Annotated in this window: 25 protein-coding genes; 19 read left to right on the top strand and 6 right to left on the bottom strand. The window is 70.9% G+C overall.

Going from position 1 to position 22,482, the window contains the following annotated elements:
* Positions 1-153 precede the first annotated feature (153 nt).
* The 4 genes from ACGFSB_RS10790 to ACGFSB_RS10805 all read left to right on the top strand — a co-directional run bounded on the left by ACGFSB_RS10790 (position 154) and on the right by ACGFSB_RS10805 (position 3,777).
* Positions 154-882: an ABC transporter permease gene (locus ACGFSB_RS10790; protein WP_393396889.1), complete on the top strand. Its 729-nt coding sequence runs from the start codon at positions 154-156 to the stop codon at positions 880-882.
* Positions 879-1,559 carry an ABC transporter permease gene (locus ACGFSB_RS10795; protein WP_393396891.1) on the top strand — a complete coding sequence of 227 codons (681 nt, stop codon included), beginning with the start codon at positions 879-881 and terminating at the stop codon, positions 1,557-1,559. Before ACGFSB_RS10790 ends, ACGFSB_RS10795 begins: the two co-directional genes overlap by 4 nt.
* A 109-nt stretch (positions 1,560-1,668) precedes the next feature.
* A complete protein-coding gene (locus ACGFSB_RS10800) occupies positions 1,669-2,646 on the top strand; it encodes an ABC transporter substrate-binding protein (protein ID WP_393396893.1) in 978 nt (325 codons plus the stop codon).
* Between the two features lie 123 nt (positions 2,647-2,769).
* A complete protein-coding gene (locus ACGFSB_RS10805) occupies positions 2,770-3,777 on the top strand; it encodes a hypothetical protein (RefSeq protein WP_393396895.1) in 1,008 nt (335 codons plus the stop codon).
* 36 nt (positions 3,778-3,813) lie between these two features.
* Here ACGFSB_RS10805 and ACGFSB_RS10810 read toward each other — a convergent pair whose 3' ends face one another.
* Entirely contained in the window at positions 3,814-5,157 is a 1,344-nt protein-coding gene (locus ACGFSB_RS10810) for a PH domain-containing protein (RefSeq protein ID WP_393396897.1), read from the bottom strand.
* A complete protein-coding gene (locus ACGFSB_RS10815) occupies positions 5,154-5,672 on the bottom strand; it encodes a PH domain-containing protein (protein ID WP_393396899.1) in 519 nt (172 codons plus the stop codon). Before ACGFSB_RS10815 ends, ACGFSB_RS10810 begins: the two co-directional genes overlap by 4 nt.
* Before the next feature lie 63 nt (positions 5,673-5,735).
* Between ACGFSB_RS10815 and ACGFSB_RS10820 the strand changes: the two genes are divergently transcribed.
* Positions 5,736-6,887: an NADH-quinone oxidoreductase subunit D gene (locus ACGFSB_RS10820; RefSeq protein ID WP_393396900.1), complete on the top strand. Its 1,152-nt coding sequence runs from the start codon at positions 5,736-5,738 to the stop codon at positions 6,885-6,887.
* On the opposite strand, the gene ACGFSB_RS10825 is transcribed toward ACGFSB_RS10820, so the two are convergent.
* On the bottom strand, positions 6,852-7,877 hold the full coding sequence (locus ACGFSB_RS10825) for an SAM-dependent methyltransferase (protein ID WP_393397043.1): 1,026 nt from the start codon (positions 7,875-7,877) through the stop codon (positions 6,852-6,854). The two genes, ACGFSB_RS10820 and ACGFSB_RS10825, sit on opposite strands and share 36 nt — an antisense overlap.
* 174 nt (positions 7,878-8,051) lie before the next feature.
* Between ACGFSB_RS10825 and ACGFSB_RS10830 the strand changes: the two genes are divergently transcribed.
* Both ACGFSB_RS10830 and ACGFSB_RS10835 read left to right on the top strand, forming a co-directional pair.
* The gene (locus tag ACGFSB_RS10830; RefSeq protein WP_393396902.1) at positions 8,052-9,254 is read left to right on the top strand and encodes a sensor histidine kinase; all 1,203 of its coding nucleotides are present in this window, start codon (positions 8,052-8,054) and stop codon (positions 9,252-9,254) included.
* Between the two features lie 62 nt (positions 9,255-9,316).
* A complete protein-coding gene (locus ACGFSB_RS10835; protein ID WP_393396904.1) occupies positions 9,317-9,994 on the top strand; it encodes a response regulator in 678 nt (225 codons plus the stop codon).
* A 42-nt stretch (positions 9,995-10,036) separates the two neighbouring features.
* Here ACGFSB_RS10835 and ACGFSB_RS10840 read toward each other — a convergent pair whose 3' ends face one another.
* Positions 10,037-11,149, bottom strand: coding sequence for a DUF5937 family protein (locus ACGFSB_RS10840; protein ID WP_393397045.1), 1,113 nt, complete (start codon positions 11,147-11,149; stop codon positions 10,037-10,039).
* A 284-nt stretch (positions 11,150-11,433) separates the two neighbouring features.
* Between ACGFSB_RS10840 and ACGFSB_RS10845 the strand changes: the two genes are divergently transcribed.
* Positions 11,434-11,664, top strand: coding sequence for a hypothetical protein (locus ACGFSB_RS10845; protein WP_393396906.1), 231 nt, complete (start codon positions 11,434-11,436; stop codon positions 11,662-11,664).
* Here ACGFSB_RS10845 and ACGFSB_RS10850 read toward each other — a convergent pair.
* The gene (locus tag ACGFSB_RS10850) at positions 11,621-12,826 is read right to left on the bottom strand and encodes a threonine aldolase family protein (RefSeq protein WP_393396908.1); all 1,206 of its coding nucleotides are present in this window, start codon (positions 12,824-12,826) and stop codon (positions 11,621-11,623) included. The two genes, ACGFSB_RS10845 and ACGFSB_RS10850, sit on opposite strands and share 44 nt — an antisense overlap.
* 162 nt (positions 12,827-12,988) lie before the next feature.
* Here ACGFSB_RS10850 and ACGFSB_RS10855 point away from each other — a divergent pair, with 162 nt between their 5' ends.
* From ACGFSB_RS10855 to ACGFSB_RS10905, 11 genes are all read left to right on the top strand, one after another.
* A complete protein-coding gene (locus tag ACGFSB_RS10855; RefSeq protein WP_393396910.1) occupies positions 12,989-13,912 on the top strand; it encodes a Rossmann-like and DUF2520 domain-containing protein in 924 nt (307 codons plus the stop codon).
* On the top strand, positions 13,909-14,910 hold the full coding sequence (gene panC, locus ACGFSB_RS10860) for a pantoate--beta-alanine ligase (RefSeq protein WP_393396912.1): 1,002 nt from the start codon (positions 13,909-13,911) through the stop codon (positions 14,908-14,910). The genes ACGFSB_RS10855 and panC overlap by 4 nt, the downstream gene beginning before the upstream one ends.
* Entirely contained in the window at positions 14,907-16,619 is a 1,713-nt protein-coding gene (locus tag ACGFSB_RS10865) for an L-aspartate oxidase (protein ID WP_393396914.1), read from the top strand. The genes panC and ACGFSB_RS10865 overlap by 4 nt, the downstream gene beginning before the upstream one ends.
* 2 nt (positions 16,620-16,621) lie before the next feature.
* Positions 16,622-17,602: a carboxylating nicotinate-nucleotide diphosphorylase gene (nadC, locus tag ACGFSB_RS10870; RefSeq protein ID WP_393396916.1), complete on the top strand. Its 981-nt coding sequence runs from the start codon at positions 16,622-16,624 to the stop codon at positions 17,600-17,602.
* Positions 17,603-17,609: 7 nt separating this feature from the next.
* Positions 17,610-18,416 (top strand): type III pantothenate kinase, encoded by an 807-nt coding sequence (locus ACGFSB_RS10875; protein WP_393396918.1) that lies wholly within the window; start codon positions 17,610-17,612, stop codon positions 18,414-18,416.
* A gap of 156 nt (positions 18,417-18,572) precedes the next feature.
* Positions 18,573-19,169, top strand: a complete 597-nt coding sequence (locus tag ACGFSB_RS10880; protein ID WP_393396920.1) for a hypothetical protein — start codon at positions 18,573-18,575, stop codon at positions 19,167-19,169.
* 113 nt (positions 19,170-19,282) lie between these two features.
* Positions 19,283-19,894, top strand: coding sequence for a hypothetical protein (locus tag ACGFSB_RS10885; RefSeq protein ID WP_393397047.1), 612 nt, complete (start codon positions 19,283-19,285; stop codon positions 19,892-19,894).
* Positions 19,895-19,908: 14 nt separating this feature from the next.
* Complete coding sequence (locus ACGFSB_RS10890) at positions 19,909-20,079, top strand: hypothetical protein (protein ID WP_393396922.1); 171 nt, start codon at positions 19,909-19,911, stop codon at positions 20,077-20,079.
* 192 nt (positions 20,080-20,271) lie between these two features.
* Positions 20,272-20,688: a BlaI/MecI/CopY family transcriptional regulator gene (locus ACGFSB_RS10895; protein WP_393396924.1), complete on the top strand. Its 417-nt coding sequence runs from the start codon at positions 20,272-20,274 to the stop codon at positions 20,686-20,688.
* Positions 20,689-20,698: 10 nt separating this feature from the next.
* Positions 20,699-21,232, top strand: coding sequence for an amino-acid N-acetyltransferase (locus ACGFSB_RS10900; protein WP_393396926.1), 534 nt, complete (start codon positions 20,699-20,701; stop codon positions 21,230-21,232).
* Between the two features lie 221 nt (positions 21,233-21,453).
* Positions 21,454-21,792: an Lsr2 family protein gene (locus ACGFSB_RS10905; RefSeq protein ID WP_393396927.1), complete on the top strand. Its 339-nt coding sequence runs from the start codon at positions 21,454-21,456 to the stop codon at positions 21,790-21,792.
* Here the strand turns inward: ACGFSB_RS10905 and ACGFSB_RS10910 are convergent.
* Complete coding sequence (locus tag ACGFSB_RS10910) at positions 21,771-22,364, bottom strand: SCO3374 family protein (protein ID WP_393396929.1); 594 nt, start codon at positions 22,362-22,364, stop codon at positions 21,771-21,773. The two genes, ACGFSB_RS10905 and ACGFSB_RS10910, sit on opposite strands and share 22 nt — an antisense overlap.
* Positions 22,365-22,482: the final 118 nt, after the last annotated feature.

Below are 22,482 nucleotides of genomic sequence, written 5' to 3' on the forward strand. Positions count from 1 at the left end.
ATTCCCCATTGTCGCGGGCGTTGTGTAAAGCCCATGTTGCGGCAATACGACGACTCTCGGCGATTGTCAGTGCTCCGCGTTAGGGTCGCCCGACGGCCTCATGAGGGTCGCCGGACGGCCTCGGAATTCGGGACGCGGGGGAAGTGGGGCGGGATGAGCGAACAGAACTGTCTGGTGACGAATGACTGGATTTGCGGGGAGTACGTCAGTTCCCGCAGCCAGGAGTTGATCGACGCCACCGTGCAGCACGTGGGGATCACCGCCGCCTCGGTCGCCATCGGGGTCGCCGTCTCGCTGCCGCTCGCGCTGCTCGCGCGACGCTGGCATTTCCTCGCGGGCCCGATCCTCGGCCTGACGACCGTGCTCTACACCGTTCCCTCGCTCGCGATGTTCTCGCTCCTGCTGCCCTTCTTCGGGCTCTCGGCCTCACTGGTCGTCACGGGCCTCGTGCTGTACTCGCTGACGATCCTGGTGCGGAACATCCTGGCGGGGCTCCAGGCTGTGCCTCAGGAGGCGCGGGACGCGGCCAAGGGCATGGGGTACGGCCCACTGCGACTGCTGTGGGAGGTGGAGCTGCCGCTCGCGCTTCCCGCCCTGCTCGCGGGCGTCCGCATCACCACTGTCTCGACGGTGGCGCTGACGACGGTAGGGGCGATCGTCGACTACGGAGGCCTCGGATCGCTGATCCTCGACGGCCTCGACACGACCTTCAAGGCGCAGGTGCTCACCGCGTCCGCGCTCTGCGTGCTCCTCGCCGTCGTCGCCGACCTGCTCCTCCTCGCCCTCCAGCGGTGGCTGACGCCCTGGACGCGAGTCCGTCGCATACGTACGAACCGCCCCGCTCGCCAGGAGCGCCCGGCCAAGGTGGCTGAACCTGTATGAACGCGATCACCGGTGCGTACGACTGGCTGACCACGTCCGCCAACTGGCAGGGCGAGAAGGGGGTGTGGCACCGCCTCGCCGAGCACCTCTACTTCAGCGGCGTGTGCCTCGCCGTCGCGTGTGTGATCGCCCTGCCGATCGCGCTCTGCCTCGGTCACATAGGCAAGGGCGGCGCCCTCGCGGTCAACATCTCGAACATCGGCCGAGCGGTTCCGACGCTCGCGGTGCTCGTGCTCCTGACGCTCACCCCGCTCGGCGAGCACGGGGACGTACCGACGCTGATCGCGCTCGTACTGTTCGCGGTGCCGCCGCTGCTGACCAACGCGTACCTCGGAATGCGCGAGGTCGACCGGTCGGTGGTGGAGGCCGCGCGGGGGATGGGCATGAGCGGCCGCCAGCTGTTCGCGCGGGTCGAACTGCCCCTCGCGTACCCACTGATCATGACCGGAGTCCGGACGGCGGGCGTGCAGGTCGTCGCCACGACGACGCTGGCCGCGATGGCGGGCGAGGGGGGCCTCGGCCGGATCATCACGGCCGGGTTCAATCTGCAGAACACACCCCAGGTGGTGGCGGGGGCGCTGCTCGTGGCGCTGCTCGCGATCTTCGTGGAGGTGGTCCTGATCGTGGTGGGGCGGTTCTTCAACCCCATGCGGGGGCGGTCGGGCGTCGCGCGGTGATCGGCGGACGAGCGGTCGGCGGACGGGCGATCGGCGCATGGCAGTTTCCAGAGTTCCAAGAGTTTCAAATTCCAGTGTCTCCAAAGGCTTTCGAAATGGTGGTTCACCGATGAACAGCACAACGCGTCGCGCGCGACGGATGGCAGGGGCGGCCATGGCCGTCGTGGCGCTGACCGCGGGTCTCGCCGCGTGCGGCGGGGACAGCCTGGAGAAGGACAGCAAGGGCGGCGACTCGGGCAAGGGCGGTGACAAGGGCAAGATCGTGGTCGGGTCGGCCCGTTTCACCGAGCAGAAGGTGCTCGCCGAGCTCTACGTAGGCGTGCTCGAGAACGCCGGATACGACGCCGAGGTCAAGACCGTCCAGAACCGCGAGGTGTATGAGCCCGAGCTGAAGAAGGGCTCGATCGACGTCGCACCTGAATACGCGGCGACGCTCGCGGAGTTCCTCAACCTCGGCAAGAACGGACCGAAGGCGAAGCCGGTCGCGTCGAATGATGTGGACGAGACGGTGGCCGAGCTGAAGAAGCTCGCCGGGCCGCGCGGCCTGAAGGTACTTCCGGCCGGTGCGGCGGTCGACCAGAACGCGTTCGCGGTGACCAAGGAATACGCGGCGAAGCACAAGCTCAAGACCCTTTCGGATCTCGGCAGGTCGGGCGAGAAGGTCAAGATCGCCGCGAGTGACGAATGCGAGTCGCGGCCGTTCTGCGCTCCGGGTCTGAAGAAGAAGTACGGGATCGACATCACGGGAATCGACCCCAAGGGCGTCGGCACCACGCAGTCCAAGCAGGCCGTGAAGAACGGCACGGACCAGGTGGTGCTCACCACGACCACCGACGCGACGCTGGACAGCTTCGGTCTTGTGGCCCTCAAGGACGACAAGAAGCTCCAGAACGCGGACAACATCCTTCCGGTGGTGAACGCGAAGGAAGCGGGCGACAAGGAGATAGCCGACGCGCTCGGGAAGCTCACCGAGACGCTGACGACGGAAGATCTCGCCGAACTCGACCGGAAGGTCGATGTGGAGCGCCAGAAGGAAGCGGATGTCGCCCGCGAGTATCTGGAGTCGAAGGGATTGATCAAGAAGTAGCGCGGCCGAAACTGGAGTTGAGTGGCCGAAGAGGAGTGGGAAGGGCGGGGAGTTCGCGCTGTGGCGCTGTCATTTTGGCGGGCGAGGCACCAGAGTTCGCCTACGCGCGGTAAGTTTCTGGCCATGCCACGTGGACGTCACCGCCATTCCCCACCCTTGCACAGGCTGCTTCCCCCTTCGACGGTCGCAAGTCTGTCTCTCGTCTGCGCCGGTGGCGCCTGGCTTTTCGCGGAACCTCTCGTGCTCCGCGGCCTCGCCGCCGCCGCTGCCGCGTCCGCAGTCGTGGGCTCGGTCGTCATGCGCCGCTGGGATCTGGCGGCCGGTAAAACCGTCGCCGAGCTCGGCAGAGGCCGCAAGAGCGACGAGTGGCGTTACGAGGAACGGATAGCCGAGTGCGAATCCGATCTCGACGAATCCCGCGAGCTGCGGGGCCGCCTGGAGACGAAGCTGCGCTCCAAGCGGGCCGAGCTCGCCGCGCTGCGGAACGAGCACGCGGCGCTGCTGCGGCGGTACGCCACGGCGGAGACCGAGCGGGCGACCGCCCTCGAGGGGCGGCGACTGCTCGCCATCGAGGCGTCCACCCCGGCGCGGGCGCTGCCGCCGGCTCCGGCGCGTGCGGAGGTTGCGCCTCCTCCTGCCGTGCGGCCGGGGACGACCGCGACTCCGTCGATGTACATGCGGGCCAACGCGGCGCTCGACCGGCTGACTCCGAAGCCTTCCGATAACGGCGCGGACGGGGACGGCGCGGACGGGGACGGCGCGGACGCGAACGGGGACGAAGCGCGGGGGAAGCCCGGGGCGGCCGAGGGGTATGGCGGGCATGAGCGCGCGGTCGCCGTCGCGCCGCCCGCGCAGAGGAGGCGTCCGATGGTCCAGGGCGGTTTCGACTTCTTCGGTACGAAGAGCGACACGTCCGCCGGGGCGCTGGAGGCCGTGCAGAACGTGGACCTCGCGGACGTGGTGGGCGAGGAGGCACTCGCCGTGCACAAGGCGGAGTCCGAGGGGGAGTTCAAGAAGGCGCCGGAGCGCGATGACGCGTCCCGTGGCGTGGGCCAGGTCATCGACCTGACGGAGCACGACGAGACCGAGCAGATCGATGTGGCGGAGCTGCGGACGGCTCTGCGGGCGTAGCTGAGACTTCGGGGGTACGGGACGGCCGCCCGTCCCTCACGCCATCCACCGGTCGGGCCGCGCGGTCCTCCGCCCCGTCCGTGAGCGATCGGCCTGCGCCTGAAGCAGCGCCGCTGCCTCGTCGGCGGGCCGCAACCGCGCCGTCACCGTCTTGTTCGCGCCCGTGTCGACCTGCACGTCCGCCACCCCCTTGAACCGCTCCCAGGGCCCCTGCGAAAGCCGCACACTCTGCACCTTCGCGTGCGGCACCAAGGACAGGCGGCGTCGCAACAGGCCGTGCCGCGCCGCGAACACCGTGTCCGTCACCGTCAGGCCGTACCCCTTCCACCACACAGGCAGGCACCACGCGGCCCGCGCGGGAGGGCGCATCAGTTCGTCAGCCGCCGGCACCCGGACGCCCGGCAGGATCCGAGCGATCACGGACTCCGCGACCTCCCGCGGCGCCACCGGGATCAGGACGCTGTTGGACGAGCCCGCCACGTCCAGCTCGACACGCACCCAGCCACGCCGCCGCCACAGCCACGGCTCCACGACACGCACCGTCTGCACCCGCCCCGGAGGCACCGTCTCGTGCGCCTTGTCGAGCAGCCCGTGGTCGATGCGCAGGCCGTCGGGGGACTCGCCCACCTTCCAGTCGTACTCCCCGATGAACCGCCCCCCGCTGCTCGCGAACGCGCCGCCCAATATGGGCAGTCCGGTCACCAGGACCGTCCATAGGTTGTGGGTGAGGAACCACAGGAAGGGCGGCACGATGAGCGCGGCGACGAGCATCCCCCACGTCGCGCCGGTCAGCACCAGCGAGATCGCGAGCATGCGCGGCTGTACGTGCAGCAGGTTCCGGACCGGCGCCTCGCCGACCTCGTGCGCCGTCTCCGGCGCGAAACCGGCCGCCCGCGCGAGGAGTTCGGCCCGCAGGGCCGAGGCCTCCTCCTGGCCGAGATAGGCCAGTTCGTCCTTCTTCTCCGTCCCGACGACATCCAGTTTGAGCTTGGCGACGCCCGCGAGACGGGCCGCGAGCGGCTGTGTCACGTCCACGGCCTGGAGGCGGTCGAGCCGGATGTGCGCCGTGCGGCGGAACAGCAGTCCGGTGCGGATGCGCAGTTCGGTGTCAGTGACGGCGAAGTGAGTGAACCACCAGCTCAAGAAGCCGTAGAGGGCGCCGCCCAGGAGGACGACGGCGATCCCGGCGAGCAGTTGTGCCACCGGCAGCTCGGAGGCGCGCCGCTGCGTGCCGTTCGGGTCGTGCACGGCGAGGCCCACGAGGACCGCGATCGGCGCCCAGGCGCGGCGCAGGGGCGTGATGGGGTGCAGACGCCGCTCTCGCGCCTCTTCGGCGTTGGGGGCGTGCTCGTCCTCCGTCGCTTCCTGTACGCCGCTCACAGCCCCGCCGAGCGGGCCTCGCCCAGTTCGGTGAGCCGGTCGCGGAGCCGCTCGGCCTCCGCGGGGACGAGGCCGGGGATCCGGGCGTCCGTGGCCGCGGCGGCCGTGTGCAGCTGCACGCTCGCCAGGCCGAAGTGCCGCTCCACGGGTCCCGAGGTCACCTCGACGAGCTGCATCCGGCCGTACGGCACGATCGTTTCCTCACGCCAGAGCACCCCTCGGCTGATCAGCAGGTCGTCGGCCCGCTCCGCGTACCGCCAGGACCGCCAGTTGCGCCCCAGCATCGGCCAGCCCCAGGCCACGAGGGCGAGGGGCAGTGCCGCGAAGGACGCCCACACGGGTCCCGCGAACATCCCCAGGAGCACCCCGAGCGCCACCGCGAGCGGCAGGAGCCACACCACGAGGAGCAGCCGCCGCATTCTCAGCAGCCCCTGTGGCAGACCGGTCCACACCGGCTCCGCCGCTGACCGTCCCGGCTGTGCCGGTCGTGCCGGCTCTGCCGTCCCCGTATCCATGCCGCAAGCGTACGTAGCCGATGTGGCGGGCGCGTGCGGTCGCGCGTACGAGAGAATGCGCGCATGAGCCCCACGACGGAGACCACGCTCGGCATCGGCGGCGCCGCGGAGAGCACCGACATGGTGCTCAACATCGGCCCCCAGCACCCGTCCACACACGGCGTGCTGCGGCTGCGCCTCGTCCTCGACGGCGAGCGGATCCAGCAGGCGGAGCCGGTCATCGGCTATATGCACCGCGGTGCGGAGAAGCTCTTCGAAGCGCGTGACTACCGGCAGATCGTGGTGCTCGCCAACCGGCACGACTGGCTGTCCGCGTTCTCGAACGAGCTGGGCGTCGTGCTCGCCGTGGAACGGATGCTGGGCATGGAGGTGCCCGAGCGCGCCGTCTGGATGCGGACGCTCCTCGCCGAGCTGAACCGCGTCCTCAACCACCTGATGTTCCTCGGTTCGTATCCCCTGGAACTGGGTGGAATCACCCCGGTGTTCCATGCGTTCCGGGAGCGCGAGGAGCTCCAGAACGTGATGGAGGAGATCTCCGGCGGCCGGATGCACTACATGTTCAACCGGGTCGGCGGCCTCAAGGAGGACCTCCCGGCGGGCTGGTCCACGCGCGCGCGTGCGGCCGTCGCCTCGGTCCGCTCGCGCATGGACGTGTACGACAAGCTGGTGCTCGGCAACGAGATCTTCCGGGGGCGTACCCGCGGTGTCGGAGTGCTGTCCCCGGAGGCGGTGCACGCCTACGGAGTGAGCGGTCCCATCGCCCGCGCCTCCGGAGTCGACTTCGACCTGCGCCGTGACGAGCCCTACCTCGCGTACGGGGAGCTCCAGGACACCCTGAAGGTCGTCACGCGTCAGGAGGGCGACTGCCTGGCCCGTTTCGAGTGCCTCCTGGAGCAGGCCCACAACGCGCTCGACCTCGCGGACGCCTGCCTCGACCGGCTCGCGGAGCTGCCGCGGGGGCCGATCAACCAGCGTCTTCCGAAGGTCCTGAAGGCCCCCGAGGGCCACACGTACGCGTGGACCGAGAACCCTCTCGGCATCAACGGCTACTACCTGGTCTCCAAGGGCGAGAAGACCCCGTACCGCCTGAAGCTCCGCTCGGCCTCGTACAACAACATCCAGGCGCTCGCCGAGCTGCTGCCCGGCCAGCTGGTCGCCGACATGGTGGCGATCCTGGGGTCACTGTTCTTCGTGGTCGGCGACATCGACAAGTAGATCGCCGTCGACAGGTAGATCGCCGTCGACAAGCAGTGGGCCCGGGATCGCGATCCCCACCGGCCGGATCAGCCACCCGAAGTCGCCGAGACCGCCCGTGGCGGTCAGCTCGGCCGCCTCTCCGGCACGCGTGAGGGCCTGGACGTACGCCACCGGGTCGCTGGAGGCCAGGGACAGCGGCGGGCGGCCACCGCTCACGCCCAGGGCGTGCAGGGCCGCTCGCTGGGTGAGCAGGGCGGCTCCGGGCAGCGCGCACGCGTCGAGGCACGCGTCGAGTGCCACATGGGCCGTGATGTCGCATGTGCCGTCCGGTACGGGCGCCGTCTCGCGGCCCGCGCGGAACCCGGTCAGCGTCCCGAAGGACGGGCGTTCGGTGTGGTCGTGCGCGTAGTCGACCGCGACCGCGAGGCCGCGCGTCAGCGTCCCCGCGGCCGCCGCCCACGCCTCGTCACGGGGGCGGCCGATCTCCGCGCGCAGGCCGGGCTCCGGGGGCAGGGGCCACCAGCGGGCGAGCCACGAGGCATCCGCACCCTCGACCGGGTCGCCGAGGGACTCGGTGCCGTCGTCGCGTACGAGAACGTGCCGCACCAGGCCGTCCGGGGCCGCCTCGACGACGTCCAGGGGGACGTTGTCGAGCCATTCGTTGGCGAAGAGCAGGCCGGTGACGCCGCCCGGCGCCCGGTCGCACCACTCGATGCGCGGATCGAGTCCCTCGGGGCGCTCGGCCCGCTCGACCGCGTAGGCACGCGTGCGTGCCCCCACATCCGGGGGCAGGGCGGCGAGGACGCCCGCGGTCAGCTCGCCGCGGCCCGCTCCGAGGTCGACGAAGGCCAACTCGTCCGGGTGGTCGAGCGTTTCGTCCACGCGGCACAGGAGGCGTGCCACGGCGCCCGCGAAGAGCGGCGAGGCGTGCACCGACGTACGGAAGTGTCCCGCTGGTCCTTCGGGGCGCAGATAGAAGCCGTCGGGCCCGTAGAGGGCGGCCTCCATGGCCTCCCGCCAGCCGCGTCGCACGTCTTCTTGTGCGTCTTTTTCTTCGCTCCGGACCTCGTTCGTCACGCGAGAAGGCTAAGCGGGCCTCCACCTTGGGGAGTACACGCAGGGGTTGCGGATCGGACCTCCGGTTGACCCCGGAGGGCCGTCACCCTGCCTACGCTGGGTTACGTGCAGCGCGTCTATGACTTCCTCCGCAGACACCCGACCGGGGTCGATGGCTTCTGGGCCCTCGCCCTGCTCGGGATCTCCGGCATCGGTCTGGTCTCCATGACCGAGGTGGAAGGCCACGACCCGACGGTCGCGGCGGCCCTCGTCATCGTCGGCATGTCCGTGGTGGTGGCGCTGCGCCGCAAGTACACCGAGAAGATGTTGGTGCTCGCCGCGGTCCTCGGCGCCGTCCAGCTGGTCCTCGACGTGAAGACGATGCCTGCCGACTTCGCGATGCTGGTGATCATCTACACCGCGTCGGCCGACGGCACGAAGTGGGCCTCGCGGCTCGCCCTGACAGGCGGCCTGTGCGCGGCTCCGCTGTCGTCGATGCGATGGCCTGAGGAGAGCGTGAGCGCCTTCGGCAACGTCCTCTTCACGGTCTTCCAGATGGTGCCCTTCGCCCTCGCCTGGGTGCTCGGCGACTCCATCCGCACCCGCCGCGCCTACCTGGCCCAGCTGGAAGAGCGCGCCGACCGCCTGGAGAAGGAGCGGGCGGCGCAGTCCAAGGTCGCGGTGGCGGCCGAGCGGGCCCGCATCGCGCGCGAGCTGCATGACGTCGTCGCGCACAACGTCTCGGTGATGGTCGTCCAGGCCGACGGCGCCGCGTACGTCCTGGACGCGGCCCCCGAGCAGGCCAAGCAGGCCCTCGAGACCATCTCGGGCACCGGACGGCAGGCGCTCGCCGAGATGCGCAGACTGCTCGGTGTGCTGCGCACCGGTGAGCACCAGGAGAGCGGTGAGTACGTCCCGCAGCCCGACGTCGAGCAGCTCGACGAGCTCATCGAGCAGGTGCGCACGGCCGGCCTCCCCGTCGACTTCAAGGTCGAGGGGACTCCGCGCCCGCTGCCGAGCGGCGTGGAGCTCACGGCGTACCGCATCGTGCAGGAGGCGCTCACCAACACCCGCAAGCACGGCGGCGAGAACACCGGCGCGAGCGTGCGGCTCGTCTACTTCGACGACGGCCTGGGGCTGCTCGTCGAGGACGACGGCAGGGGCGCGCCGCACGAGCTGTACGAGGACGGCGGCGCCGACGGCAGCGGGCACGGCCTGATCGGTATGCGGGAGCGCGTCGGTATGGTCGGCGGCACGCTGGACGCGGGGCCGCGTCCCGGCGGCGGCTTCCGCATCAGCGCACTTCTCCCGCTCAAGCCCGCAAACTGACACCTGTCACCGATTCGTCCACGCCATACGCTCATGAACACAGCCAGAGGAAAGGGCCTTTGATGTCGATCCGCGTCATGCTCGTCGACGACCAGGCGCTGCTGCGCACGGGGTTCCGGATGGTGCTCGCCGCACAGCCGGACATGGAGGTCGTCGCCGAGGCGGGCGACGGTGTCGAGGCTCTTCAGGTGCTGCGGTCGACCGAGGTCGACGTGGTGCTGATGGACGTACGTATGCCGAAACTGGACGGCGTGGAGACGACCCGGCGCATCTGCCAGGACGAGAACCCGCCGAAGGTCCTGATCCTGACGACCTTCGACCTCGATGAGTACGCCTTCTCGGGGCTGAAGGCGGGCGCCTCCGGCTTCATGCTGAAGGACGTGCCGCCGGGCGAGCTGCTCGCCGCGATCCGTTCCGTGCACAGCGGTGACGCGGTGGTCGCGCCGTCCACGACGCGACGCCTGCTCGACCGCTTCGCGCCGATGCTGCCGAACGCGGGCGGACAGCCGCAGCACAAGGAGCTCGAGCGGCTCACGGAGCGCGAGCGCGAGGTCATGATCCTGGTCGCCCAGGGGCTTTCGAACGGGGAGATCGCGGCGCGGCTCGTCCTGTCGGAGGCCACGGTGAAGACCCATGTGGGCCGCATCCTGACGAAGCTCGGCCTGCGGGACCGGGTGCAGGTGGTGGTTCTCGCGTACGAGACGGGTCTGGTGCGGGCGGGCGGCGGCGGGGCGGCCTGACGGGCTGCCCTGTCTCGCGGGGACGGCGTTACGGGGTGGTTGTCAGCGCAGGATGCCCTCCAGGAAGTCGCTGCCCAGGCGGGCGACCACGGTGACGTCCAGCTGATGCAGCACGTACCTGCCGCGACGCGTCGTGGTCACCAGGCCCGCCTTCTTCAGGAGGGTGAGGTGCCGCGAGACCTCCGGCGCCGTGAGCCCCGTCGCGTGGGCCAGCTCGCCGGTGCTGAACGGCGCGCGGGCCATGTCGCGGCACAGTCGCAGGCGCACGGGGTGCGCGAGAGCCGTGAGCCGCCGCTCCAGGGTCTCCACGGAGGTGGGCCTCGCCAGGTCCGGGGCGGACACGGGGTAGTGGATCACCGGGCGCCAGCCGGGCGCGTGCAGGACCATCAGGTGCGGCCAGGCGAAGTGCGACGGCACGAACGTGAGCCCCGCGCCCAGGTTGTGGTCGAGGGCCGTCGCGGAGCCCGGTACGAGCTTGTCCGCGGTGATGCGGTGGCCGTCCGCGTCCACCGAGAGCGCCGCCGAGACCGAGGCAAGCACTTCGGAGAGGCCCTTGTGGCGCAGTATCTCGGTCTTGTGCCGGGCGTCCGCGGTCAGTTGAACGCGCACCCGCCGCCAGGTGTCGGCGAAGAACGCCTCGTCGCAGTCCTCCAGCAGGCGGCGCAGCCACGCCCGGACGGTGTGCGGATCAGCCAGTAGGCGCTCGGCGAAGTCCAGTTGCCTGGTGCCCCGGGTGGCGGCGAGCTCCAGGGCGCGCGCGCCCCGGACCGGGTCGGTGAGCGGCGAAAGACCGCCTTCGTTGTACGTCGTGCCGCAGGTGAACTCCAGGGCCGCCATGACGAATCGCTCGTCGTCCAGGCGGTCGAGCAGGTCCAGCTCCTCGGCGAGCGTCGCCCCCGGTCTGCCGTCACCGTCGACAAGGCCCGCGAACGGCATGAACACGTCCGAGAACGTATTGCGCCACAGGAAGTCCGCCTCGCAGAGCCGGTCGGCCAGGTCGGGCTTGAGCGAGGCGGTGGTCGCCGTGGCCCAGCCGTGCATCCCCGGATGGTGTCCGGGCTCGGACAGCGCGTGCAGGGCGACGCCCAGCTCAGCCAGGGGTGAAGGGTCGAAGAAGATGCGCTCCTGCGGCAGGCCCGTGATCTCGATGTGCACGCTCATGGACCCATCGTGCACCGCGCCACTGACATCCCGGCCGCCGATTGACGGCGGGCGTCAATCGGCGCGACGGCGGCGTGACGGGGGGCGCAGTCTGTGGTGACCGGGCCGCACAGGGCCCTTGATGACCGGGCCGTACGGCAGTGTCGCCGCCGGACCGGATCCCACCCCAGATCCCACCCCAGATCCCGCCCCGGATCCCACCCCCTTTCGCCGACCCTGCGTTCCCGTCGACCCAAGAGTGCCCGATAAGTACCATTTGCCATGAGAGGCGAACCGTCATGAGCATCACCCAGCAGTACCTTCTCGACAGTTACCGCGCCGCCCAGCACGACGAAAAGACCCCGCCCGCCCCCGGTCAGCAGGACTGGCAGGTCATCCGCGAGGTGCGCGACTACGGCCGGTTCCGTGCCGTCGTCGAGGAGCGCCCCGCCCACGGACGGATCCGCGCCGCCCTGGCCGGACTCCTCAGCCGGGGATCCGGCGCACGAACTCCGCGACCGCTTCCTTGACGTCGTCGGCCGTCCACACCAGGCCCGCCTCGGTCACGGTGACCTCCGTGACCGAGAGGCCGGGCGGCCCGTCCGCGAACCAGCGGCCGAACAGCTGGGTCTTCGTCTCCTCGGCCTGCCCGAGGGACGTAGCGGTCAGGACTTCACAGTCGTACGGCAGCCACACCTGGAACTGATGGGTGTGCGGCTGCTCGGGGTGCACCCGCGACCAGGGCACCCCGGCGGCAGCGAAGCCTTCGCGCAGCGCCTCGGCCACCACGCGCGCGTGGGTGACGTAATCCGGCAGCCGGGGGAGCGTGTCCCGCAGGCCGAGCAGGGCGGCGACAGCGGCGGGGAACTGCTGGAAGACCTGGCCTCCGTAGCGGTGCCGCCAGGTCCGCGCCTCGTCGACGAGGGTGCGCGGGCCCGCGAGCACGGCGCCGCTCAGGCCTTCGAGCGACTTGTAGAACGACACGTACACGCTGTCCGCGAGCCCGGCGATCTCCGACAGGGAGCGGCCGAAGTGCGCGGTGCACTCCCACAGCCGCGCGCCGTCGAAGTGCACGACGGCGTCACGCTCGCGGGCCGCCTCCACGACCTCTTCGAGCTCCTCCCACGTCGGCAGGACGAAACCGGCGTCCCGGAGCGGCAGTTCGAGCATCAGCGTCCCGAAGGGCTCTTCGAAGTCCCGCACTTCTTCGGCCGTGGGCAGTCGCGGCTCCCTCGTCGGGTACACCGTGCGCAGCCCGCTCACCACGGAGAGAGCGCCCCCTTCGTGGACCTCGGGGTGGGCCTTCGGGTGCAGTGCGACCGTCGCGTTCCCCGTGCGGCCCGCCCAGCAGCGCAGGGCGACCTGCTGGGCCATCGTGCCGGTGGGGAAGAAGGCGGCGGCCTCCTTGCCGAGCAGCGAGGCGACCTCGTCCTCCAGACGGGCTACGACGGCGTTGCCGTACATGTCGATGGGCTCGTCGGGGCTCACGATGCCGGAGGCCGCCTCCGCGAGCGCCGAGAGCCGCTCGGTGAGCGGGGCGTACTGCGACCAGCGGTGCAGGATCCGGTCGGCGCCCAGGGCCGCTGCCCTGCGGCGAGCGCTCAGGTCCGGCTCTTGCTCCGCGTCCTGCTCTTGCTCGGCGTCCTGCTCTCCGTCGTGTTCTCCGTCGTGTTCTCCGTCGTGTGAAGTCATTCCCCGAGCATGGCGTGTGATCGGCCACCGGTCATACGAATACCCACAGCCTGTGGACGGCCGAGGACGCCGCACGGACCGATAGCGTTAGCATGACGAGAAATCGTCCGGTACCCCGAGCGGACTGGAACGGGAAGGCGTCATCGCGTGAACGCACCTCATATGCCAGACCCGCGTGACCGCCCTGCGAGGCTCACCGTGGGCGTCGTGGGAGCGGGCCGTGTCGGCCCCGCGCTCGCCGCGGCACTCCAGCTCGCCGGGCACCGTCCGGTCGCCGCGTCCGGGGTCTCCGACGCGTCCGTACGACGCGCGGCGGTCCTGCTGCCCGATGTCCCCCTCGTCACGCCCGCCCAGGTCATGGAGCGCGCCGACCTCGTCCTCCTGACCGTGCCTGACGACGCCCTGCCGAGCCTGGTCGAGGGCCTCGCCGAGACCGGCGCCGTCCGTCCGGGACAGCTCCTGGTGCATACGTCCGGGCGGTACGGCACCAAGATCCTCGAGCCCGCGCTGCGTGCGGGCGCCCTGCCGCTCGCGCTGCACCCCGCGATGACGTTCACCGGCACCCCCATCGACGTACAGCGGCTCGCGGGCTGCTCCTTCGGCGTGACCGCCCCCGAGGAGCTGCGCCTCGCCGCCGAGGCCCTGGTCATCGAGATGGGCGGCGAGCCCGAGTGGATCGCCGAGGAGAAGCGGCCGCTCTACCACGCGGCCCTCGCGCTCGGCGCGAACCACCTGGTCACGCTGGTCGCCGAGTCCATGGAGCTGCTCAAGGACGCGGGCGTGGACGCCCCCGACCGGATGCTCGGCCCGCTGCTCGGCGCCGCCCTCGACAACGCCCTGCGGTCCGGCGACGCCGCTCTCACCGGGCCTGTCGCGCGCGGGGACGCGGGCACCGTCGCCGCCCATGTCGCCGAGCTGCGCAAGCACGCCCCGCAGACAGTCGCCGGGTATCTGGCGATGGCCCGCGCGACCGCAGACCGCGCGCTCGCCCACGGACTGCTCAAGCCCGAGCTCGCCGAGGACCTCCTGGGAGTCCTGGCCAACGGCGGGAGCGGGGCCGCGGACGCCGGGGGAGGGACGCGATGACCAGCCTCCTGCACACCGCCGAACCGCTGCACGCGCGCCCGCGCGTGGGCCGCAGGGTCGTCGTCATGACCATGGGCGCCCTGCACGAGGGCCACGCCACGCTGGTCCGCACCGCACGCCGCATAGCCGGCGACGAGGGCGAAGTCGTGGTCACCGTCTTCGTGAACCCCCTCCAGTTCGGCGCGGGCGAGGACCTCGACCGCTACCCCCGCACCCTGGACGCCGACGTCAAGATCGCCGAACAGGAAGGCGCGGACTTCGTGTTCGCCCCGTCCGTCGACGAGGTCTACCCCGGCGGCGAACCGCAGGTCCGGATCAGTGCGGGCCCCATGGGCAACCTCCTCGAAGGAGCCACGCGCCCCGGGCACTTCGACGGAATGCTCACGGTCGTCGCCAAGCTGCTGCACCTCACCCGGCCCGACGTGGCGCTGTACGGCCAGAAGGACGCCCAGCAGCTGGCCCTCATCCGCCGCATGGTGCGCGATCTGAACTTCGGCGTCGAGATCGTCGGCGTACCCACCGTGCGCGAGGACGACGGCCTGGCCCTCTCCAGCCGCAACCGCTATCTCTCCCCGGCCGAGCGGCGCACCGCCCTCGCGCTCTCCCAGGCCCTCTTCGCGGGCCGCGACCGGCACGCGGCACAAGAGGCCCTCAACGCGCGCGCGGCACTCGCCCCCGTCACGCACGCGCGCGCCGACGCCCTCAACGCCATCGGCGAGTCCCGCGCGGCAGCCGACACCCACGCCGTAGCCCGGTCCGTCACGCCGTCCGTGCCCGGCGGCCCCGCCGCCGTCCGTGCCGCGGCCCGCCAGATCCTGGACGAGGCGGCCCGCGGCCGGCCCCCGCTCAAGCTCGACTACTTGGCGCTCGTCGACCCGGCCGACTTCACGGACGTACAGCCGGGCCACACCGGCGACGCGGTCCTCGCCGTGGCGGCCAAGGTCGGCGCGACCCGGCTGATCGACAACATCCCGCTCACGTTCGGAGCCACCACATGAGTGCCACCGGAATACGACTGCACGCCCCCGCCCCCGGCTGGGCCCTCGCGGCCGACATCGTCGTCGTCGGCTCCGGAGTGGCCGGACTGACCACGGCCCTGCGCTGCTCGGCCGCGGGACTGAAGACCGTCGTGGTCACCAAGGCCCGACTGGACGACGGCTCCACGCGCTGGGCGCAGGGCGGCGTCGCCGCGGCGCTCGGCGACGGCGACACCCCCGAGCAGCACCTGGACGACACCCTCCTGGCGGGCGCCGGCCTGTGCGACGAGGAAGCGGTCCGCCTGCTCGTGACCGAGGGCCCCGACGCCGTGCGCCGCCTCATCGAGACGGGCGCCCAGTTCGACACGGGCCCCGAAGGTGTCATCGAGCTCGGCCGCGAGGGCGGCCACCACCGCCGCCGCATCGCGCACGCGGGCGGCGACGCGACCGGTGCGGAGATCTCCCGCGCCCTGGTCGAGGCGGTGCGCGCGCAGGGCATTCCGACCGTGGAGAACGCCCTGGTCCTCGACCTCCTCACCGATGCCGAAGGACGCACCGCCGGTGTCTCCCTGCACGTCATGGGAGAGGGCCAGCACGACGGCGTGGGCGCGGTCCACGCCCCCTCGGTGGTCCTCGCCACCGGCGGCATGGGCCAGGTCTTCTCGGCGACGACGAACCCGTCCGTGTCGACGGGCGACGGCGTCGCGCTCGCCCTGCGCGCGGGCGCCGAGGTGAGCGACCTGGAGTTCGTGCAGTTCCACCCCACCGTGCTCTTCCTGGGCGCCGACGCGGAGGGCCAGCAGCCGCTGGTCTCCGAGGCGGTGCGGGGCGAGGGCGCGCACCTCGTGGACGCGGACGGCGTGCGCTTCATGGTCGGCCAGCACGAGCTCGCGGAGCTCGCGCCCCGGGACATCGTCGCCAAGGGCATCATGCGCCGTATGCAGGAAACGGGCGCCGACCACATGTACTTGGACGCCGGCCACTTCGGCGCCGAGATGTGGGAGAAGCGCTTCCCGACGATCATCGCCGCCTGCCGCGCCCACGGCATCGACCCGGTGACCGAGCCCATCCCGATCGCCCCGGCCGCGCACCACGCCTCCGGCGGCGTCCGCACCGACCCGCACGGCCGCACCACGGTCCCGGGCCTGTACGCCTGCGGCGAGGTCGCCTGCACCGGCGTCCACGGCGCCAACCGCCTCGCCTCCAACTCCCTTCTGGAAGGCCTGGTCTACGCCGAGCGCATCGCCGCCGACATCGCGGCACGGCACGCGGAGAACGCCCTGCACGCGCGCGTGCCCGCACCGGTGGCCCACCCCGATGTCCCCGCGCACCCCCTGCTGCCCCCCGAGGCCCGCTTCGCCATCCAGCGCGTGATGACCGAGGGCGCCGGAGTGCTCAGGTCCGCGGACTCCCTCTCCGAAGCCGCGGCCCGGCTCGCCCGCATCCACGCGGAGGCCGCGGGCGCGCTCGCCGAGGAGGGCAAGACCGCCGAGCCCGGCGTCGACACCTGGGAGGCGACCAACCTCCTGTGCGTCGCCCGCGTCCTGGTGGCCGCCGCGCTGCGCCGCGAGGAGACCCGCGGCTGCCACTGGCGCGAGGACCACGCCGACCGCGACGACGAGGCCTGGCGGCGCCACATCGTCGTACGCCTCAACGCGGACCGCACCCTCGCGGCGCACACGACAGCGACCCCCGACTTCCCTCCCACGACCAGCCTTCAGGAGAAGTGACCGTGAGCACCCCCGACGACCTCCCTCTCGCTCCCACCGGCGGCTGCGGCGATGCCTGCGGCTGTGGCGGAGACGACGCGCACGACCCCATGGAGTGCGGTCTCGACCCCGCCCTCGCGCAGCTCCTGGCCGAGGCCGGGCTCGACCCCGTGCAGATCGAGGACATCGCCCACCTCGCCATCGAGGAGGATCTGGACGGTGGCGTGGACGTCACATCGGTCGCCACGATCCCCGAAGAGGCCGTCGCCACCGGCGACTTCACCGCGCGCGAGGCCGGCACGGTCGCCGGGCTCCGCATCGCCGAAGCCGTCATCTCCGTCGTCTGCACGGACACCTTCGAGGTCGAGCGGCACGTCGAGGACGGCGATCGCGTGTCGGCGGGCGAGAAGCTGCTCAGCGTCACCACCCGCACCCGCGACCTGCTCACCGCCGAGCGCAGCGCACTCAACCTCCTGTGCCGCCTCTCCGGCGTGGCGACGGCCACGCGCGCGTGGGCCGACGCGCTCGAGGGCACGAGCGCCAAGGTGCGCGACACCCGCAAGACGACCGTGGGCCTGCGCGCCCTGGAGAAGTACGCGGTGCGCATGGGCGGCGGCGTGAACCACCGCATGTCGCTCTCCGACGCTGCCCTTGTGAAGGACAACCACGTAGTGGCCGCCGGAGGCGTGCAGCAGGCCTTCAAGGCCGTGCGCGAGGCATTCCCGGACCTGGCCGTCGAGGTGGAGGTCGACACCCTCCACCAACTGCGCGAGGTCGTGGACGCGGGCGCCGACCTGATCCTCCTGGACAACCTCACGCCGGGCGAGACCGAGGAGGCCGTGGCCATCGTGGACGGCCGCGCGATGCTGGAGTCCTCCGGCCGCCTGACCCTGGAGAACGCCCGTACGTACGCGGAAACGGGCGTCGACTACCTCGCGGTGGGCTCCCTCACCCACTCCGCGCCGGTCCTGGACATCGGCCTCGACCTGCGCGCGGCGGAGTGACGACGACATGCTGCTGACCATCGACGTCGGAAACACCCACACCGTCCTCGGCCTCTTCGACGGCGAAGAGATCGTCGAGCACTGGCGCATCTCCACCGACGCCCGCCGCACCGCCGACGAACTCGCCGTGCTCCTCAACGGGTTGATGGGTATGCATCCGCTCCTCGGCGATGAACTCGGCGACGGCATCGACGGCATCGCCATCTGCTCGACGGTCCCTTCCGTCCTGCACGAACTGCGCGACGTCACACGGCGCTACTACGGAGACGTGCCCGCCGTCCTCGTGGAGCCCGGCATCAAGACCGGCGTACCGATCCTCATGGACAACCCCAAGGAGGTCGGCGCCGACCGCATCATCAACGCGGTCGCGGCGGTCGAGCTCTACGGAGGGCCCGCCATCGTCGTCGACTTCGGGACTGCGACGACGTTCGACGCGGTCTCCGCGCGCGGGGAGTACACCGGAGGCGTCATCGCCCCCGGCATCGAGATCTCCGTAGAGGCCCTCGGCGTACGCGGCGCCCAGCTCCGCAAGATCGAGCTGGCCCGGCCGCGCAGCGTCATCGGCAAGAACACCGTGGAGGCCATGCAGTCGGGCATCCTGTACGGCTTCGCGGGCCAGGTCGACGGCGTCGTGCAGCGCATGGCGCGCGAACTGGCGGGCCCGGGAGGCGATCCCGACGACGTGACGGTCATCGCGACCGGCGGCCTCGCCCCCATGGTGCTCGGCGAGGCCTCGGTCATCGACGAGCACGAGCCGTGGCTGACACTGATCGGACTCCGCCTGGTCTACGAGCGGAACGTGTCCCGGAGTTGAGCGCCCCGGCCGATCGCCCCGGCCGATCGCCCCGACCCCCGGCCGACGGCTCGTAACCGGCGGCTCATAAGCGGGGCTTGCGCGCACAACCCTGCGCCCCATACAAGAGTCTGCGCAGGGACGGGACTTGGGCAGAGTCGAGCGGGCGTGGAGAAAATGGGGCGTAGGGGAAGACTGACCGCGATAGCGGCGGCCGGAGTGCTGGCCGGCCTCGCAGGCCCGGCCACGGCGGCGAGCGCGGCCACGGCGGCGAGCGCGGCCACGGGGGCAGACGGCGGCCACGGGGCGCACGAGGTGGCGTACGCCGTCGCCCTCCATGAGCCGCGCGGAAGCAGCGTCGCCGATGAGGCCGATGCCCCCGGCGCCCCCGTCGGCGATCCGGGCGTGACGACCGCACCGTCAAGCACCTTCAGCCCGTCGGCCGGTGGCCGCCTCGCAGTGCATGACGTGGTGGCGTACGCCGTCGCCCTCCATGAGCCGCGCGGAAGCAGCGCCGCCGATGCGGCCGATGCCCCCGGCGCCCCCGCCAGCGACCCGGGCGTGACGACCGCACCGTCAAGCACCTCCAGCACCTCCAGCACCTCCAGCACCTCCCGCACCTCCAACACGTCGTCCGGCACGGAGGACCCCGCCCCGGGCGGCTCCATGGCCGACACCGGCGGTGGAGTTCTCTCCTGGATAGCGGCCGCCGCGGCCGGTGCGCTCGGGGTCGGGGCTGTCGTCTTCGCGATGATCCGCCGCCGCTCGGAGTGAGTGCCCGTCGCCCCCGAAAGCACAAGCCACGCCAGAGATTGGCGTTAAGCGGATTTTGTCCGTTTGGCCAGTATTGTCGGTCCATGCCCACGCCATACGGATCCCGCGGCGGCATGGCCTTCGGTGCGGAGGAGCTGCGTGTGCTCCGCCGCGCTCTGGCCCTCGCCCTGCATCCAAGCCCCGCCTCCGACGCGGACGTCCAGGACTGCCTCCGCCTAGCCGCATCGGTCGACGACGCGGTCAGCGAGGGTGCCAGGCTCCGCGCCTTCCTGCTGGCCGACCTCGCCCGCTACCGAGCGGCCCTGCCCGGCACCGCGGCCGGCTACCTCGCGCTCCTGGAGGAGGTGCTCGGCACCGGCTACCAGCCGGGCGCCGACGACCTCGCCGCCCTGCGCGCCCTCCGGGGCAACCCGGTCGCCGCAGCCCTCCTCGACCGTTGCCGGGCCGTCGCCGAACAGGCCGTACGCAACCGTCTCGCGGGCCGCGTCACCGCGGCGGCCCCCGCACCCCGCGCCCTCGTCCCCGCGTCCCGTACGCGCCTGCTGGCCCTCCCGGGCGGCCGGGGATCGGCCGACGGCCCGGCCAAGCCCAAGACGCCCGAGCGGCCCTCGCAGCCGGCCGCTCCGGAGCCACCACGCCCCGTGCCGACCCCGGCCGAGGTCTTCCCGCCCAAGCGCCGTCCGGCGACCCCGGCGGACCCGCCGCACCAGCTCGCCGCGGGCTAGCTACTCTGGGGGGCATGGACTACGTCTCCGCGCTCGTGCCCCCCGTAGTGATGGCCGTGTTCTTCACCGGTCTCATCGTGACGATCGTGAAGACCCAGGGCGGCGCCAACAAGGCCAAGGAGGACGCGGCCGCTGACGCCGCGATCCTCCGTGCCGAAGGCGCGCGGCAGATCCCCAAGACCTGAGGCGATCGAAGGTGACCCGAGGTCACCACCCGCACACCCTCGGCGTAACGCCCGGACGCCCTCGGCGTAACGCCGCACACTCTTGGCGTACGACTCACTCACATTCCGAGTCGTACGCCCTTTTTGTTGGGTAAATGACCGCTCCGCCACGTCCGTCACGTCATTAGTGACTTCTCCCACTATTGTGCTGGTGTGCCTCGCCCCTTGGGAGAACTCGAAGACTCAGTGATGACACGTGTGTGGAAGTGGAACCGCCCCGTGACCGTTCGAGAAGTCCTGGAAGACCTTCAGCAGGAACGGTCCATCGCGTACACCACTGTCATGACCGTTTTGGACAATCTTCATCAGAAGGGCTGGGTGCGCCGTGAAGCGGAAGGCCGCGCCTATCGATATGAGGCGGTCTCCACTCGGGCCGCCTACGCCGCCGCACTGATGAACGAAGCATGGTCCCGGAGCGACAACCCCGCAGCCGCTCTCGTCGCCTTCTTCGGGATGATGTCGCAGGAACAGCGCGAAGCACTCAGCGATGCGATGCGCATCGTGGCCCCGGCGGTTCAAGAAGCAGCCCCCGAGAGCCCCGGCGAGGCGGAGCCCGAAGCAGAGCGATAGCGTCCGGTTCATGCCAGCAGAACCCCCTGAACTCAGCGCTAAAGCAGTCTCCGTACGCCGGGCGCGCACAGCCGATGTGCCGGTCGTGCGCAACCTCCTCGACTCCTACACGCGTCAGGGCATCCTGCTCGACAAAGCGACGGTCGCGCTTTACGAGTCCATCCAGGAGTTCTGGGTGGCGGAACGCGACGACAACGCCGAGGTCGTCGGCTGCGGCGCCCTGCATGTGATGTGGGAAGACCTCGCGGAAGTGCGCACACTGGCGGTGAACCCCGATGTCAAGGGCGCCGGAGTGGGACATCAACTGCTGGGGAAGTTGCTGCAGACCGCGCGCTGGCTCGGAGTCCGGCGGGTTTTCTGTCTCACCTTCGAAGTCGACTTCTTCGCGAAGCACGGCTTCGTGGAGATCGGTGAGACACCTGTCGACGGAGATGTCTACAGCGAGCTGCTGCGTTCCAAAGATGAGGGTGTCGCGGAGTTCCTCGGCCTCGAACGAGTGAAACCGAACACCTTGGGCAACAGTCGGATGCTTCTGCATCTGTGATCGCGGCGGTATTTCGGACCGCCCGCTGCCCAGGTTCCCTATGTCCGAAACGCGCATGTTTCCTGGGTTCTCGGGCTCCCGGTCTCTCCCGGGGGTTTGTGTTTTCCCAGCAAAAGCGGTTTGCTTTCCGATGTACTGCAGTACTGCATATAACAGGGGGCGGCGATTCAGCGGCTCACGCCGCGCGATCCGGCCCTAAGTTATCGATGAAAGGAAATCCGGTGGCACAGAAGGTTCAGGTCCTTCTTGTCGATGACCTCGACGGTGGCGAGGCTGACGAGACCGTGACGTTTGCGCTGGACGGCAAGTCGTACGAGATCGACCTCACCACGTCGAACGCGGACAAGCTCCGTGGTCTTCTTGAGCCCTACCTCAAGGGCGGTCGTCGTACCGGTGGCCGTGGCTCGAGCGGGCGTGGCAAAGCGCGTGCCGCCGCCGCTGGTGGCGGTCAGGACACCGCTGCGATCCGTGCCTGGGCGAAGAGCAACGGCTTCGAGGTCAATGACCGCGGCCGTGTTCCCGCTTCCATTCGCGAGGCCTACGAGAAGGCCAACGGCTGACGACGGGTTCGTCGCAGCCGGACCCGGTGGCACTGAGTCGCCGCCGTGTCCACCAGTCGTACGAGACCGGAGCCCACGGCGGGGTCGCTGTGGGGCACGGTGCCACCCCCCACGCAGGACAGGGACGGCAGTGCCGGCAGCGTCGGCTCCACCTCGCACCCGGGTTCTGGGGGCCGCAGCCACACGGCGGCCCCCTGCGAGCCGGACCACCCCGGAGGCGTGGGCGCGTCGATCCGGCCGCCCGAGCCGATGGCCGTGAGGTCCAGGGGGATGCCGCCCCACTCGAGCCAGTCAAGGAGCCCCGGCAGTTCGTCGGCGCTCCCCGCGGCCACGAAGAGCCGCATCGTCTCCCCGCGCAGAGCCACCGGAGCCTTCGGCCCGAGATGCCGGAGCGCGGCGAAGCCGGCTTCCGCGGGCAGCCGCAGTACGTCGAAGCGGAGCCCCGTCAGGAGCTGCACCGGAAGGCCGGTCCTGCGCTCGGCGGTCGCCCAGCCGAGTTCGTTCTCGTACCACTGGCGCACCGGATCGCTCTGCTCGACCGGAAGGCGGGGCTGGGGAACGGTGTAGGCCATGCCCGGAGAAACCGGCCGGAGGCCCGTCGAGTTACGCAGTGTGCCCTCGCGGATGCGCAGAGTGTCCGGAAAGGGGGCGTAAAAGCGTGTTCGGCGGCGCAAGGTTGTTCGCCCGTAG

The organism is Streptomyces sp. NPDC048441, from assembly GCF_043200235.1.
Taxonomy (GTDB): Bacteria; Actinomycetota; Actinomycetes; order Streptomycetales; family Streptomycetaceae; genus Streptomyces.